The organism is Micromonospora sp. SH-82 (assembly GCF_051132485.1).
Taxonomy (GTDB): domain Bacteria; phylum Actinomycetota; class Actinomycetes; order Mycobacteriales; family Micromonosporaceae; genus Micromonospora.
On record NZ_CP148049.1, the window covers coordinates 1,815,855 to 1,830,479 of the forward strand.

General features: G+C 72.8%; 11 protein-coding genes. 7 read left to right on the plus strand and 4 right to left on the minus strand.

Annotation, left to right across the window (positions count from 1 at the left end):
• Together WHN02_RS08505 and WHN02_RS08510 are read left to right on the plus strand one after the other, a co-directional pair.
• Positions 1–1,281, plus strand: coding sequence for a thymidine phosphorylase (locus tag WHN02_RS08505; RefSeq protein WP_434742835.1), 1,281 nt, complete (start codon positions 1–3; stop codon positions 1,279–1,281).
• A 97-nt stretch (positions 1,282–1,378) separates the two neighbouring features.
• Positions 1,379–2,059, plus strand: coding sequence for a DUF4272 domain-containing protein (locus WHN02_RS08510; protein ID WP_350898035.1), 681 nt, complete (start codon positions 1,379–1,381; stop codon positions 2,057–2,059).
• 5 nt (positions 2,060–2,064) lie between these two features.
• On the opposite strand, the gene WHN02_RS08515 is transcribed toward WHN02_RS08510, so the two are convergent.
• Positions 2,065–3,033, minus strand: coding sequence for a putative RNA methyltransferase (locus tag WHN02_RS08515; protein WP_434742836.1), 969 nt, complete (start codon positions 3,031–3,033; stop codon positions 2,065–2,067).
• 141 nt (positions 3,034–3,174) lie between these two features.
• On the opposite strand from WHN02_RS08515, the gene WHN02_RS08520 reads away from it, so the two are divergent.
• Entirely contained in the window at positions 3,175–4,257 is a 1,083-nt protein-coding gene (locus WHN02_RS08520) for an adenosine deaminase (RefSeq protein ID WP_434742837.1), read from the plus strand.
• A 10-nt stretch (positions 4,258–4,267) separates the two neighbouring features.
• On the opposite strand, the gene WHN02_RS08525 is transcribed toward WHN02_RS08520, so the two are convergent.
• Complete coding sequence (locus WHN02_RS08525; protein WP_434742838.1) at positions 4,268–4,600, minus strand: hypothetical protein; 333 nt, start codon at positions 4,598–4,600, stop codon at positions 4,268–4,270.
• 502 nt (positions 4,601–5,102) lie between these two features.
• Here WHN02_RS08525 and WHN02_RS08530 point away from each other — a divergent pair.
• From WHN02_RS08530 to WHN02_RS08545, 4 genes are all read left to right on the plus strand, one after another.
• Positions 5,103–8,684 carry a nitrate- and nitrite sensing domain-containing protein gene (locus WHN02_RS08530; RefSeq protein ID WP_434742839.1) on the plus strand — a complete coding sequence of 1,194 codons (3,582 nt, stop codon included), beginning with the start codon at positions 5,103–5,105 and terminating at the stop codon, positions 8,682–8,684.
• Entirely contained in the window at positions 8,681–9,085 is a 405-nt protein-coding gene (locus WHN02_RS08535; RefSeq protein ID WP_007455462.1) for a roadblock/LC7 domain-containing protein, read from the plus strand. The genes WHN02_RS08530 and WHN02_RS08535 overlap by 4 nt, the downstream gene beginning before the upstream one ends.
• Before the next feature lie 88 nt (positions 9,086–9,173).
• The gene (locus tag WHN02_RS08540; protein WP_350897904.1) at positions 9,174–9,548 is read left to right on the plus strand and encodes a DUF742 domain-containing protein; all 375 of its coding nucleotides are present in this window, start codon (positions 9,174–9,176) and stop codon (positions 9,546–9,548) included.
• 1 nt (position 9,549) lies between these two features.
• The gene (locus WHN02_RS08545) at positions 9,550–10,143 is read left to right on the plus strand and encodes a GTP-binding protein (RefSeq protein ID WP_350897903.1); all 594 of its coding nucleotides are present in this window, start codon (positions 9,550–9,552) and stop codon (positions 10,141–10,143) included.
• Between the two features lie 715 nt (positions 10,144–10,858).
• On the opposite strand, the gene WHN02_RS08550 is transcribed toward WHN02_RS08545, so the two are convergent.
• Positions 10,859–13,441 (minus strand): transposase, encoded by a 2,583-nt coding sequence (locus tag WHN02_RS08550; RefSeq protein WP_434742840.1) that lies wholly within the window; start codon positions 13,439–13,441, stop codon positions 10,859–10,861.
• 63 nt (positions 13,442–13,504) lie between these two features.
• A complete protein-coding gene (locus WHN02_RS08555) occupies positions 13,505–14,551 on the minus strand; it encodes a DNA primase (RefSeq protein WP_434742841.1) in 1,047 nt (348 codons plus the stop codon).
• Between the last annotated feature and the right edge of the window lie 74 nt (positions 14,552–14,625).

Below are 14,625 nucleotides of genomic sequence, written 5' to 3' on the forward strand. Positions count from 1 at the left end.
ATGGGTACTTTCACTGCTGTCGACGTGATCCGCGCGAAGCGCGACGGGGGTGTGCTCTCCGACGGGCAGATCGACTGGGTGGTGGACGCCTACACCACCGGGCTGGTGGCCGACGAGCAGATGTCCGCGCTGGCCATGGCGATCCTGCTGAACGGGATGACCGGCCCGGAGATCGCCAGGTGGACCGCGGCGATGATCGCCAGCGGGGAGCGACTGGACCTGTCGTCGGTGCCCCGGCCGACTGTGGACAAGCACTCCACGGGTGGGGTCGGCGACAAGATCACGCTGCCGCTCACCCCGCTCGTGGCGGCCTGCGGCGGTGCCGTCCCGCAGCTGTCCGGGCGGGGTCTCGGACACACCGGGGGAACCCTCGACAAGCTGGAGTCGATCCCGGGCTGGCGGGCCTCCCTGAGCAACGACGAGTTCCTCGGCCAACTGCGCGACGTGGGCGCGGTGATCTGCGCCGCCGGCACCGGCCTCGCCCCCGCCGACCGCAAGCTGTACGCGCTGCGCGACGTCACCGGGACCGTCGAGGCGATCCCCCTGATCGCCAGCTCGATCATGAGCAAGAAGATCGCCGAGGGGACCGGGGCGCTGGTGCTCGACGTGAAGGTCGGCTCCGGGGCGTTCATGAAGTCCGTCTCCGACGCCCGGGAACTGGCCCGGACGATGGTCGAGCTGGGCGGGGCCCACGGGGTCCGTACCGTCGCCCTGCTCACCGACATGTCCACCCCGCTGGGCCGGGCCGTCGGCAACGCCGTCGAGGTCACCGAGTCGGTGGAGGTCCTCGCCGGGGGTGGCCCCGCCGACGTCGTGGAGCTGACCGTGGCCCTGGCCCGGGAGATGCTCGACGCCGCCGGGCTGCCCGACGCCGACCCGGCCGCCGCGCTCGCCGACGGGCGGGCCATGGACACCTGGCGGGCGATGGTCCGCGCCCAGGGCGGGGACCCGGACGCCCCGATGGCCACCGCCAACGAGGTGGAGGTGGTCGTGGCCGACACCGACGGGTACGTCGCCGAGGTCGACGCGTACGCCATCGGGGTGAGCGCCTGGCGGCTGGGTGCCGGTCGGGCCCGCAAGGAGGACCCGGTCAGCGCCGCCGCCGGGGTGGTCCTGCACCGGCGACCCGGAGACCGGGTCCGGGCCGGGGATCCGCTGTTCGAGCTGCGCGCCGAGCACGCCGGTCGGATGCCCGCAGCGCTCGCCGAAGCCACGAGAGCGGTTCGCATCGCCGAGGTTCCGCCGCCGGTCGAACCCTTGGTGATCGAGCGGATCGGCTGAGCGGGGCGACAGCGGTGCGGGTAGGGCAAACGGTAACATTCCCTGTCCAGGGGGGACAGGCCGGCACCGGGACGACGTCAGACAGGGGTCTTGAGCAGTGACCGTACCTGCCCCCGATCCACGGGCCGTGCGTGAGGCGAGCCTGGAGGAACTGGACCGGCTCGGGCTTCCCCGACCGCCGACGAGCTTCCCCCTGGTGTGGGAGCCCGGCGACGAGATCGAACTGCGCCCGACCGGGGAGATCGAGGCCCGGATCGCGGTCCTGCACCTGATCCTGGCCCGCTGCTTCGGGATGTCGGCCGAGGAGGCGATGAGCTGGCTGCTCGGCTCCAAACTGGTGGAGATGCTCACCCCGCCGGAGTGGCAGTTCGTGGTCGGCGGCAAGGGTGACCACCGCTCCTTCGTGCTGCACCACGACGCGCTGTTCTCCCTGGCCTGGGTGCTGGGCCTGAGCAAGCAGCTCGACCCCCGGCTCCCGGTGGACGACCGGCTGCTGGACCGGATGCCGCAGATCTCCCGGGGGGAGACCTTCGACCAGTGGCGGGGTCGGGTGCTGGCCGCCCCGCAGCACCCCGCCGACGCCGCCGCCCTCCTCGACCTGCACTACTGCCTGGACTGGGCGTACCTCGAACTGGAGGAGGTCGGCGGGACACTGCCCGGCGTGGTCGACGCCAACGCGATCGGGCAGCGCCGGTGGGCGCTGGAGTGGGCGGTGGTCCTGCGTGGCCCGTACCACGACGAGCCCCCCGGCTGGGAAGAGGTCGACCTGTCCACCTGAGACCCTCAGCGGGGACGGTGGACGGTGAGGTCGACGGCGAGGGTCACCTCGACCGGGTCGGGAAGGGCCGCGATCCGTTCGGCCAGGCGGGCGGGGTCGAGGTGCCGGGCGCTGGGTCCCATCCCGACCAGGGTGGCCACCTCGGCGTGGGTCAGGTGCAGCCGGTGACGCAGCGGCGTCACGTCGACCTCGGTGAGATGGGCGGACAGGCTCCCGGCGACCCGGTCGGCCTTGGTGGGGTCGACCCGCAGCAGCCCCAGCGGGCCGACGAGTTCGGTGAGGTGGTCCTCGGCCGGGGTCACCACCAGGAGCGTCCCCTCCGGGTGCAGCACCCGCCGGAACTCGGCACCGTTGCGCGGGGCGAAGACGTTGAGCAGGACCGCGACGGCCCCGTCGGCCAGCGGCAGTCGCTGCCAGGTGTCGGCCAGCGCCGCCGTCGCCCGGGGGTGGACCCGGGCGGCCCGGCGCAGCGCCGGTTTCGAGACGTCGAGGCAGAGACCCACCGCCCCGGGCAGCGCCGCCAGCACCGCCGCCAGGTGCCGGCCGGTCCCCGCTCCCGAGTCGACCACCAGCGGGTACGCCCCGTCCACCGGCTCGTCCCCGTCCACGGGGTGGGGCGGGTCCACCGGGTCGGCCCTGTTCATGGGGTCGGCCCTGTTCGTGGGGTGGGGCGTGTTCGTCGGGTCGGGCGTGGACGGGAGCCGGTGCAGGGCGGTGGTGGCTGCGGCGGCGAGGGCGGCCGAGAGCGGTTCGTAGTGCCCGGCGGCGAGGAAGTCGTCCCGGGCGGCCACCATCTCGGACGTGTCCCCGACGTGCGGGGCGCGGCCGGTGAGCAGGTTGACGTACCCCTGTCGGGCCACGTCGAAGCTGTGCCGACTCGGGCAGCGCAGCATCCGGGCGGTCCCGGCGGTGACCTCGGTGAGCGGCTCGGCGCAGACCGGGCAGCGCAGGCGGGCGACGACGTGCGGGTCCATCCCGGTGATCCTCCCAGCCGGTACGCCCCGGCGCGCAGGCGGAGGTGGCACCGGCGTGGCGACGGGGTCGCGGGCGGTGGCACCGGCGTGGCGATGCTCGGCGTGAGTGGCGGGGTCGCAGGACCTGACTAGGGTCTGGCCATGGGTGCGATCTCACACGACGACATCGTCCAGGCTCCGAAGGCCTTGCTGCACGACCACCTCGACGGCGGGCTGCGACCGGCCACCGTCGTCGAGTTGGCCGCCGAGGTGGGGCACGAACTGCCCAGCACCGATCCTCAGACACTGGGCCGGTGGTTCGTCGAGGCGGCCGACTCCGGGTCCCTGGAGCGGTACCTGGAGACGTTCGCCCACACCGTCGCCGTCATGCAGACCAGGGCGGCGCTGCACCGGGTGGCCGCCGAGTGCGCCCGGGACCTGGCCGCCGACGGAGTGGTCTACGCCGAGGTGCGGTTCGCCCCCGAACAGCACCTGGAGCGGGACCTGACCCTGGACGAGGTGGTCGAGGCGGTGCTGTCGGGGTTCGCCGAGGGCAGTGCTGCGGCGGCTGCGGCGGGCACCCCGATCCGGGTCGGCACCCTGCTCACCGCGATGCGGCACGCCGCCCGTTCGCAGGAGATCGCCGAGTTGGCGGTCCGGCACCGCGACGCCGGGGTGGTGGGGTTCGACATCGCCGGGGCCGAGGCCGGGTTCCCGCCCACCCGGCACCTGGACGCCTTCGAATACCTCCAGCGGGAGAACTTCCACTTCACCATCCACGCCGGTGAGGCCTTCGGGTTGCCGTCGATCTGGCAGGCGATCCAGTGGTGCGGGGCGGACCGGCTCGGGCACGGCGTACGCATCGTCGACGACATCACCCCCGGCGAACCGCCGGTGCTCGGTCGGCTCGCTGCGTACGTCCGGGACAAGCGCATCCCGTTGGAGCTGTGCCCCTCGTCGAACGTGCAGACCGGGGCCGCCCCCTCGATCGCCGAGCACCCGATCGGGCTGCTGCGGGACCTGCGGTTCCGGGTCACCGTCAACACCGACAACCGGCTGATGAGCGGCACCTCCATGTCGCGGGAGATGGCGCTGCTGACCGAGGCCTTCGGGTACGGCTGGCGGGAACTGCAGTGGTTCACGATCAACGCGATGAAGAGCGCCTTCATCCCGTTCGACGAACGTCTGCGGATCATCGACGAGGTGATCAAACCGGCGTACGCGAAGCGTCTGTCCGGCTCCTGACCCCCGGCTGTCAGGCGTTCGGGGTCGGGCAGTGCCGGGGCTGCACGGTGGTGGTGCCCGGGTGGTCGGTGACCATCCGGGCCACCCGCCGGAGCACCACCCTCGCGCGGGCCGCCTCGGCGCCCAGCCCCACCTGTCGGCGTAGCACCGCGGGCTCGGACCGCAGCAGGGTGAGCCCCCGGTGCAGCAGGACCCGGGGGGCCTTGCGCTGTTCGGCCAGGTCCCGGGCGAGGCGGCGGAGGAAGGTGGCGCCCCGGGGTCGGCGAAGCGCATACGCCCCTGCCAGGAGGCCCTCCCGACGGCACTCCTCGACGATCTCGGCGGCGAAGATACCTTCGGCCACGAAAAGTGGCGACCTGGTGAGATCCAGTGTCCGGGTGTCCACCCGTCGGTCGGCACCGAGCGCATAAACCGGCACTTCGGCCTTGCCCTCCCGGGCCAGACGGGCGATTGTTCGCACTGCCGCCGTGCCATCCCACGACCCTGGTGAATCCCAGTCCACCTCTCCGTTCCGGCGCGGCAACGTAGGGTCATCGCCGTCCTTGTAAAAGTCGTCCAAACGAAGGACAGGAAGTCCCGTTCGGCGCGCTATGTACGACTTTCCGGACCCGGACGGGCCTGCGAGGAGGACGACGCGGCGAAGATGTTCCATTACCTTGGGTGACTCCGGTTAGACGGATTGCGATCAAATTGCATCAACATCTCATCACACCCTGCGTGACGGCCAGCCTGGGCTTTCGTCCCGAGGGGGCGACGTGGTGGAATCTCGGAGGTCCGACCCGCCGGGTCGGTCGCTGCGCGTTGCCCAGGCGACGCGTCGACACTGTGATCGCGAGGGCGGTGACGTGAGCAAACGACCAAAGGCGGCGGGCTCCTTGCGGTCTCGGCTGCGCCCCGCCGGGCGCCTCCGTGACCTGCCGATCTGGTCCAAGCTCGGCCTGATCATGATCGTGCCGACCATCGCCACGGTGGTCGTCGGCACGAGTGGGCTCATCGACCACCTCGAATCACTGAACAGCGCCAGCCGGGCCGGTGACATGGCCAGCCTGACCGGCTACTCCGGCGACCTGGTCAACGCCCTCCAGGACGAGCGCACCTCGGCGGTACTCCTGCTCGGCGCCCCCGACGGGCCGGCGAAGGAGCAGTACCGGGAGGCGTTCGCCCAGGTCAACAAGCGTGCCGAGGACGCCAAGGAGCCGTACGCCCGGCTCCGGTCCGAGCTGGAGGAACTCCCCGCGAACCTGGAGGGGCTGCTCGACCGGATCGACCAGAACCTCGGCGACCTGTCGGGCACCCGCAGCCAGGTCTCCAACGGCGGGATCCGGCTCACCGACGCGGCCCGCACCTACGAGGTGCTGATCAAGGACCTCCTCGACATCCGGGACTCGGCCGCCCAGATCTCCGGCGACGGTGACCTCGGTGAGCGGATGCGCGCCGCCTCGGCCATCGCCCAGTCCAAGGAGTGGCTGTCCCAGCGGCGGGTGGTGGTGCACCGCGCCCTCATCCAGCAGTCGCTCACCCCGGCGCTGCGCGAGGACTACATCGCCACCGGCACCGGCCAGCAGCAGTTCCTGGAAACCTTCTTCACCGTCTCCACCCAGGCGGAGGAGGAGTTCTACACCCAGACCGTCGCCGGTCCCGACCGGCGTGAGGCCGACAACTACAACGGCTGGCTCAAGAGCAACACCTCGCAGAGCATGGCCGGGGCACCGTTCGGGCCGGACCAGTGGGACGCGGCGATGACCGCCAACGCCAAACTGATCCGGAACGTGGAGGCCCGGCTCGACAGCGACGTGGTGCAGCGGGCCGACGAGATCCGCTCCGACGTGCAGCGTCAGGTCTTCCTGGAGACCGGCCTGCTGCTCGGCATGCTCCTGCTGGCCATCCTCTTCGCGTACCTCGTCGCCCGGTCGATGGCCCGGTCGCTGCGCGAACTGCGGCAGGGTGCCCTCGACATCGCCCAGCACGGACTTCCGCACGCGGTGGCCCGACTGCGTGACCCGCAGGTGACCGGACAGCTCTCCCCGACCCAGCTGGCCAACCAGATCGCCGAGCCGCTGCCGGTGCGCAGCAAGGACGAGTTCGGCCAGGTGACCGAGGCGTTCAACGCCGTCCACCTGGAGGCGGTACGAACCGCCGCCGAGCAGGCCGCGCTGCGGGCGTCGGTGGCCACCATGTTCGTCAACCTGGCCCGCCGGTCGCAGATCCTGGTCGACCGCCTCATCGGTCACCTCGACCGGTTGGAGCGGGGCGAGGAGGACCCGGACCGGCTGGCCGAACTGTTCCAGCTCGACCACCTCGCCACCCGGATGCGCCGTAACGACGAGAACCTCCTGGTGCTCGCCGGTGCCGACTCGACCCGGGTGCAGCGGGAGCCGGCGGCGCTCATCGACGTGCTCCGGGCGGCCCAGTCCGAGGTCGAGCACTACACCCGGATCGAGTTCGGCGTGATCGACCGGGACATCGAGGTCGCCGCGCACGCGGTCAACGACCTGGTGCACCTCGTCGCCGAGCTCTTCGACAACGCCACCGCCTTCTCCCCGCCGGACTCGCAGGTCATGGTGGAGGCCCGCCGGGTCGGCGAGACCGCGTCGCTGTACGTCGAGGACCGCGGCATCGGGATCAGCCCGGAGCAGCTGACCGACCTCAACGAGCGGCTCGGCACGCCGCCGCAGGTGGACGTGGCCGTCTCCCGGATGATGGGCCTGGTCGTGGTCGCCCGGCTCGCGTCCCGGCACGGTGTCCGGGTCGAGCTGCGTCCCGGTGCCGACCGGGGAACCGTCGCCGACGTCACCCTGCCCACCTCGGTCCTGACGCCCCGGGCGATCAACGGCCGCCAGGGACAGGCCCCCGCCCTCCCCGCCTCGGCTGGTGGACCCCTGCCCGGCGCGATGCCCCCGCCCGCACTGGGTCCGGCCGGCGGCGGTGCCCTCGCCGCCCTGGGCAGCGGTCCGGCCGGTGGTTCCGGTGGCGGGTTCATCCCGAGCCAGCGCACCGCCGGGTCGGGCAACCAGATGGCCCTCGGCGGCCGCTCCATCGACCCGGCCCCCCGTAACGGCAGTCCCGCCTCGGACGCCCCGAGTCGTCCGTTGCCCGCCTGGGGCGACCTGACCGGGGCCACCGGTCCGGCCGGGGACGACCTTCCGTCCCGGCCCTCCGGTGGGCACACCGTGGACCCGCTGCCGCAGCGTCGCTCCGGTGGGGAGGACGACCCGACGGGCCTGGGCCAGCCGGGCATCCCCCGCCAGCAGTCGAGCAGCCCGGAGGTACGGGCGTACTCACCGCCGCCGGTCTCCGCGCCTCCCGTCCCGCCGGTCTCGGCGCCCCCGGTGTCCAGCCCGCCCGGCTCGGTGATGCCGGTCTCCGGACAGCCGGTCTCCGGTTCGCCCGTGTCGGGTTCGCCGTTCCCCGGCTCGCCCGTCTCCGGTTCGCCGTACTCCGGATCGCCGGTGTCGGGTTCGCCGTACTCCGGATCCCCGGTTTCGGGGCAGCCGGCCCCACCGTCGGCCGACCCGACCACCGGTCGCCCGGCCGACGTCCCGCCGGGCCTGCCGGCCCGGCCCACCGGCCACCCGACGGCACCGCCCTCCTGGCCGCCGGTGCCCGGCGCCGACCGGGACCCGGTCACCCCACCCGTTCCGGAACGGCTCGCCGCCGCCCTGGACATGACGACGGAACTGCCTCGAGTGCCGCGCACCGATGCGGACGGCCCACCGCCCACCGCCCCGAGCCAACCGGCTCCGAGGCCGGTGGCGCCCCCGGCCGCACCCCGTCGTCCGACCCAGCAGAACCGCAAGCCGTACGCGGATGAGACGATGGAGCTGCCGATCTTCCGGGAGCTGGAGTCGGCCTGGTTCCGTACCCGCCGGCCTGGTCCGGAGGAGACGGGCGCCCGACCCACAGCGGCGGGTAGCGACGCGACCCAGCAGTTCACGGTGATCGACGCCAACGGTCGGGACGCCGAGCAGACCGCCGCCCGATCAACAGGTAGCGCACCGATGTCTGACACCTCGGCCACCGCCGGACCCACTGGCGACAACAGCGCCTTCACCCCCAACGGTGCGGGCGGGCGGTCGGCCGCCCCGGTCGGCGGCTGGCGTACCGCCGCCGACGACGGCTGGCGCGCCGCCACTGCGGCGAGTGAGGTGCCTGTCGCGGCCACCACCCAGACCGGTCTGCCGAAGCGGACCCCGATGGCGCAGCTCGTGCCGGGTGCGGTGGAGAAGCCGACGACCTCGGTGCAGCGGCGGACACCGGAGGCCGTACGCGGTCTGCTCTCCGCCTACCATCGAGGGGTGCAGCGCGGACGGAGCGATCCGGCCGACGGCAGTCCGACCGGCCCGGGGGAGACCTCGGGTGGGCAGCAATCCTCGCAGTCTGGCTCGGGCCCGGTGGCCGGGAGCGGGCAGAAGGAGCAACAACGATGACTACTACGCAGGACCTCGGTTGGCTTCTGGCCAACTTCGCGGACCGGGTACCCGGTGTCGCACACGCGGTCGCCGTCTCCGCGGACGGCCTGCTCCTCGCGTCGTCACGAGACCTTCCACGGGACCGGGCCGACCAGTTGGCAGCGATCGCCTCCGGACTGGTCAGCCTGACCCAGGGTGCCGCCCGATGCTTCGAGGGCGGTGCGGTGTTGCAGACGGTGGTCGAGATGGACAATGGTTTCCTGTTCCTCATGTCCATCTCCGACGGCTCGTCGTTCGCCGTGCTCGCCGCCCGCAGTAGCGACGTCGGGCAGGTCGGCTACGAGATGGCCCTCCTGGTGGACCGGGTGGGCGACGCACTGACCCCGCAGCCGCGTGCAGCTGCGGGGATGCTGGGTTGATCCGCGCTGACCAACCGGTCGGCACGACGACGAGGACGACGAGCACCGGGTCCGGCCGGTATCGGGTACGAGGGAGGTGAACGGCGACATGGCTGATCGTGACGAACCCACCGGAGCGTTGGTCCGCCCGTACGCCGTGACCCGCGGTCGTACCCGCCCCCGGCTGGACATCGCCCTGGAGGCGCTCGTCGAGACCACGGTGCGGGGCCGGGCCGCTGTCAATGGCAACGGCGGCGGTCGCGAACACCAATACATCGCCGCGCTGTGTGACGGACGCGTGCAGTCGCTCGCCGAGATCGCGGCGCGGATGCAGCTTCCACTCGGCGTGGCCCGGGTGCTCATCGCCGACATGGCGACGGACGGCCTGGTCGCGGTCCACGAGCCGACCACCTTGGACGACTCGAATGACGCGGTGGGCACTGAACTGCTGGAGAGGGTGCTGAGTGGACTTCGCAGGCTCTGACATGACGCGTCGGCCGCCGACCCCGAGCGGGCGCGTGACCTCGGCGAAGATCGTGATCGCCGGTGGGTTCGGCGTCGGCAAGACGACGCTCGTCGGCTCGGTCTCGGAGATCACGCCGCTGACCACCGAGGCCATCATGACCTCGGCCGGTGTGGGCGTCGACGACACCCGGCAGGTGCCGGGCAAGATGACGACCACCGTGGCGATGGACTTCGGACGGATCTCGATCGACCGGGACCTGATCCTGTACCTCTTCGGTACCCCGGGCCAGACGCGGTTCTGGTTCATGTGGGACGAACTGGTGCGGGGCGCCATCGGCGCAGTGGTCCTCGTCGACACCCGTCGGCTGGCCGACTGCTTCGCGGCGATCGACTTCTTCGAGCACCGACGGCTGCCGTACCTGGTCGCCATCAACTGCTTCGACGGGATGCAGTACCACGACCCGCAGGACGTCCGGGACGCCCTGGCGATCTCCCCGGAGATCCCCGTGGTGGCCTGCGACGCCCGGAACCGGGAGTCGACCAAGCACGTGCTGATCTCCCTGGTCGAGTACGTGCTGACGATGCGCCGTTCGCGCGCCGTCGCCCCCGCCTGACCCCTCGGTCGGAACCGCCCGGCGCCGGTGGCGCCGGGCGCGTCCCGCCGTCGGGCCGACGCCGCACAGGCCGACGCTCGGACCCCAGGTCGGCTATTCGACCGTCGCGTCGTCTCCCCGCGCCCCGGCGCGTCTCTTCGTGTCTCCTCGTGCCTCGTCGCGTCTCCTCGCGCCCCGTCGCGTTGATCGAAGCCGTTCGCAGGCCTCGTCGCGCTGACCGACGTCCTGGTGTGCCCCGTCGCGTTGACCTACGCCGGTCGCCTCGTCTGACCCAGGCCGTGGGACGTCCCGTCTGACCCACACCGTGGGACGTCCCGTCGCCCTGACCGAGGTAGTGCGGCCGGTCGTCGTCGCCTGTGAGCGCCGATGGGGTCGGGGTGGTTGTCCTGTGCCGTCGCTGCCTCAACGGACGCTGGGTGGCCCTCAGGCGGCCTCAGGAGACCTGCTCTAACGGCCCGTCAGCCCGGCTGGACCCGGCGCGACCGGGGGTCGCCCCCGCCCCGGTGACCGGGGCGGGGTGGATTCCCGGGTGGGCCGGGGGACCGACGGACCGGGGGACCGACGGACCGACCGCAGCATCCTTGGGCCGGCGCGACCCGGCCTCGGGACCGGTAGCCGGCGCTCCCCGGCCCTCAGTGACGAGGACCGGTAGCCGGGTGCTCCCCGGCCCTCAGCAGCGATGGCCGGTAGCCGGTAGGGGGCCGGGGGCGGCGGGTCAGGAACGGTAGCCGGCGGACCGGAACTCGTACTCCCGGTCGTCGTCGCGGTCGCCGGTGTCCCGGGTGAAGTCCCAGCCTCCGGCGGCCTCCCGACCGGGGCGACCCCCGACCGCGAAACCGCCGATCTCCTGCCCCCGTCGCCAGCCCCGGAAGTATCCGGTCGTGTTCTCGGCGAGGCTTGCCGCGTTACGCACTATCCGCAGCGGACGTTCCTCCCGCAGCGGCGAGCCGGGCACCAGGTTCGCCTGCGGTACGCGCTTCGGCAGCCCCGCTGAGGTCTCCGCGCCCACCGCCGGCTGCGCGGCCTGCTCGGCGGCCTGCCAACCGGTGTCGGCGGTGCTGCCCCATTCGAGTTCGTCCTCGGGGTGCCCGACGAACCACGCGGACTTCGCCGCAGCGAAGATCAACAAGTCTCCGTCGCCCTCGTCGGCGACCGGTGGCGGGCGGTGCTCGACGGGTGGCCGGTGCTCGGTCGGCTTCCGCTGCTCGGTCGCCGCCCGCTGCTCCAGGGAGACCCGACGGCCGAGTGGTTCCCGACTCTCGATCGGCTCACGGCGTTCGAGAGGCTCACGGCGTTCGAGAGGCTCACGGCGTTCCAGGGGTTCGCGGCGTTCCAGGGGTTCGCGGCGGGCCAGTGGCTCACGGTGTTCCGGCGCGGGGCGGTGGGCCGCCGCCGGTGGCTCGATCCGGTCGACCGGGTCGGCCGAGTGGCCGCCACGGGCCGCCTGCTGCTGGTCGACCAGCCGTAGGGGCGGACCGTCCAGACGCTGGTCGGCAGCGCCCGGCGTCTCGCGTACCTCGCGACCGGGCAGGGGCGGCTCGACGAGCCGCAGCACCGGCGGCTCCTTCGGCAGGTCGTCGGCGAGCCAGGGCGGGGTCACCCGACCGTCGCCGGTGCCCGGGTCGGTGTTGGCGTCGACCCGTTGCCCGGTCGGCTCTCCCGGGTAGACAGTCGTCGGGCCGTCCACTGCAGCGTCGTCCCGGTCGTCCGGGTTGCTGACCAGCGGCCAGTTCGCCCGGGAACCGGGGGCAGCGGGCGGCTCCTGTCCCGGCCGTGGGTTCGGCACCGGGACGCTCACGTCGATCGCGCTGAAGCTCCCGGTGCCGGGCGCCGGGTCCGGCTCGGTCGGCCGGGGCGGCAGGAGCGCCCGCTGACGGTCCGCACGGGCACTCTCGATGGCTGCGGTGGTGAGGGTGGGCCGGAACGGCTCTCCCGTCTCCGCCGGCGAGACCTTGCTGCGCTGCGGCGGGGTGATCGGAGTGATCCCCGGGGGCGGCGGTGGCGGTGCGGAGACCGGCCGGTTGGCAGGAGTGTCGACCCGGGTGGGTGCGTCGATCAGCGACGGCCTCGGCTCGGTACGGCGAGGCGGTGCCGACACCGGCGACCCGGCGACGGCAGCGGGGCTGACCGGGACGGGTGCCACCGGTGGTGGCCCGAACGGCGGCGGTGCCACCGGAGGCGGGCCGAGGGGACGGGGCGGCATCGGCGGCGGCCCGTCGGAGACCGGCTCCGGGCGACTGCGTCGACCGGCGGGTGCCGGCGGCGGCTCGGTCGGTCGGACGCTGCGCAGCCCGGCTCCCGGGGCGGGCAGCCCGGGACCGGCAGCGGGCAGCCCGGGACCGGCAGGGGCCAGCTCTCCGACCGACTCACCACGTCGGGCGGCCGCCCGACGACCCGGAGCCGTCGTCGGCGTGGTGATCCGGGCGTTGAGGGCGCTCACCAGCGCGTCGCAACCGGCGTCCAGGGCCCGGACGGAGGCGACCGCCTGCCTGACGGTCTCGGCCACCGCAGAGGTGAACGCCCTGTTGACGGTGGCCCGGCGGGGCGTCTCGGAGATGGCGACCCGGAGGGCGGTGACCGCCTCGTCGATCTCCTCGGCCGGGGCCACCCCGTCGGCGGCGAGGTGGGCGGCCACGGCGTCCGCCGCGACCGATACGTCCCGCCCCCGGGACATGGTGCCCACGAGCATCCCCGGCTCGGGCAGCGCGTCGAGCACCGCGAGCGGCACGGTCTCGGCCGGATCCGGGTACGCCCGCAGGGCGGCCGGGTACAGCTCGCGGAGGACCTCGCGCAGGGTCACCGCGGCGGAGTGTCGACCACTGGCCAGAGCCGCATGGGCGGAGAGGACCTGCTTGTAGTTGGCGAGGTCACGGGGAGCCGGGAGGGTGACGGCGGAGAGCGCCCCGGCCTGGAGGGCGCGGGCCAGGCCGACCGCCCGACGGACCGCCGGGGGTGCCTGCATCTCCTCCAACGAGTCGTCGTCGGCGAACCGTTCGGCGAAGTCGTCAACGGAGTCGTCGTCGGCGATCGCGAGTGGACGGCCGGCGGCACTGAGCAGCGAGGTGACCGTGTGGTCGTCGCTGTCGGCGGCGATCGCCACACCGCCCGGACCACCCGAGCGCTCCACGAGCAGGGCGACCAGCCGGGCGTAGCCGGCCGGATCGTCACCGATCTCGTAGACGTGCAGCAGCCGGCCCGCATCGTCGACCACAGCGGACGTCAGCGCCGAATCGGCCGGAGCCGTCCCGTCAGCGGCTTCCGCCGAGGCCAGACCGCAGTACACGCGCACGAGCGCCACGGCGTCGTCCTCCTCCCGAACACAGGTCGTTCTCTGCCAGTGACTGATGCTCCCCGCTCCGGGTCAGTCGCGCCAGTCCACTACCGCAGAGATCTTCCCGACAATGGTGCGCCAACCCAAACTGGCGGTCTGCGCGCCGATCTTGCGCAGTCGTCGCCGGCCGAAGAACCCGCCGACACCGCCCTTGACGGTGGCCCGCAGCGCCTCGTCGAGGTCGTCGAGGCTGGACCCGGCGGAGAGCATGTCGAGGACGGCCGGCAGGCGCAGCGCGTACGACAGGTCGCGGGCGGCCTCTCCGGCCTGGATCAGCAGGTTCGGGTCCCACGTGTCGTGCCCGCCGCGTAGGTTCTCCACGACCAGGTCCAGCTCGTAGGTGTCCTCGTCGAGCGGGGCCACGTCGGCCGGTTCGATCCGTTCGGACAGATCATTCCAACTGTCCAGTTGGGACAGATCGTTGGGCGCCCCGGACCGGACGAAACTGACAAGCGCCTCGGGGGTCTTGAACAGCAGCAGGTGACCCTTGTGGGTCAGGAAGACCGGCACCTCCTCGTCGCCGGCCGGGTCCTCCTCCTCGGCCGCCTCCTCGTCGGTGTCGTCGTCGTCCTCGCCGTCCGGCTCGTCCTCGGCGTCGTCGTCCGACTTCTCATCGTCCGACTTCTTGCCGTCCGACTTCTCGTCGTCGGTCTTCTTGCCGTCGGTCTTCTTGGCGCCGTCGGTGACGCCGGCCGCCTCCCGCTCGCTCGCGGCGAACTCGTCGGCGACCTCCTCGTCGAGGATGACGACGGTCTCGTCGTCCTCCTCGACGGCCTGCCGGCGGGCCAGGAAGGGGTCGTCCTGGTCGCGTTCGGCAACGTCGGTGGGGGTCACCTCACGGGCGGGCCGGTACGCGCGAAGGGTGAAACCAGTCCCCCCGGCGGGCAGGGCGATCTCCACCGGGTCGATGCGTACCTCGTCCCAGAGCGAGCGGTCCCGGTCGACGGCCGGCACCTCGTCGGCGTCGACGTCGTCGGGCTCGGCCGCGCCGCTGGGGTCGTCGGGCTCGGTCGACGCGGTGGTGTCGTCGAGCTCGGGCTCGTCGGCGTCGGGCCGTTGGGGCGACTGGCGGGCCACGCTGACCTCCGGTTTGCTTCGGGTTGCCCACTCGACGGCTTCTCCTGCCCCGAGTGACTCTGCGCACATACCCT

Excerpts from the sequence above, each read along its gene's own strand:
- WHN02_RS08515 (WP_434742836.1), bottom strand. The coding sequence starts at position 3,033 with ATGGACCCGCACGTCGTCGCCCGCCTGCGCTGCCCGGTCTGCGCCGAG.
- WHN02_RS08505 (WP_434742835.1), top strand. The coding sequence starts at position 1 with ATGGGTACTTTCACTGCTGTCGACGTGATCCGCGCGAAGCGCGACGGG.
- WHN02_RS08545 (WP_350897903.1), top strand. The coding sequence starts at position 9,550 with ATGACGCGTCGGCCGCCGACCCCGAGCGGGCGCGTGACCTCGGCGAAG.
- WHN02_RS08535 (WP_007455462.1), top strand. The coding sequence starts at position 8,681 with ATGACTACTACGCAGGACCTCGGTTGGCTTCTGGCCAACTTCGCGGAC.
- WHN02_RS08520 (WP_434742837.1), top strand. The coding sequence starts at position 3,175 with ATGGGTGCGATCTCACACGACGACATCGTCCAGGCTCCGAAGGCCTTG.
- WHN02_RS08540 (WP_350897904.1), top strand. The coding sequence starts at position 9,174 with ATGGCTGATCGTGACGAACCCACCGGAGCGTTGGTCCGCCCGTACGCC.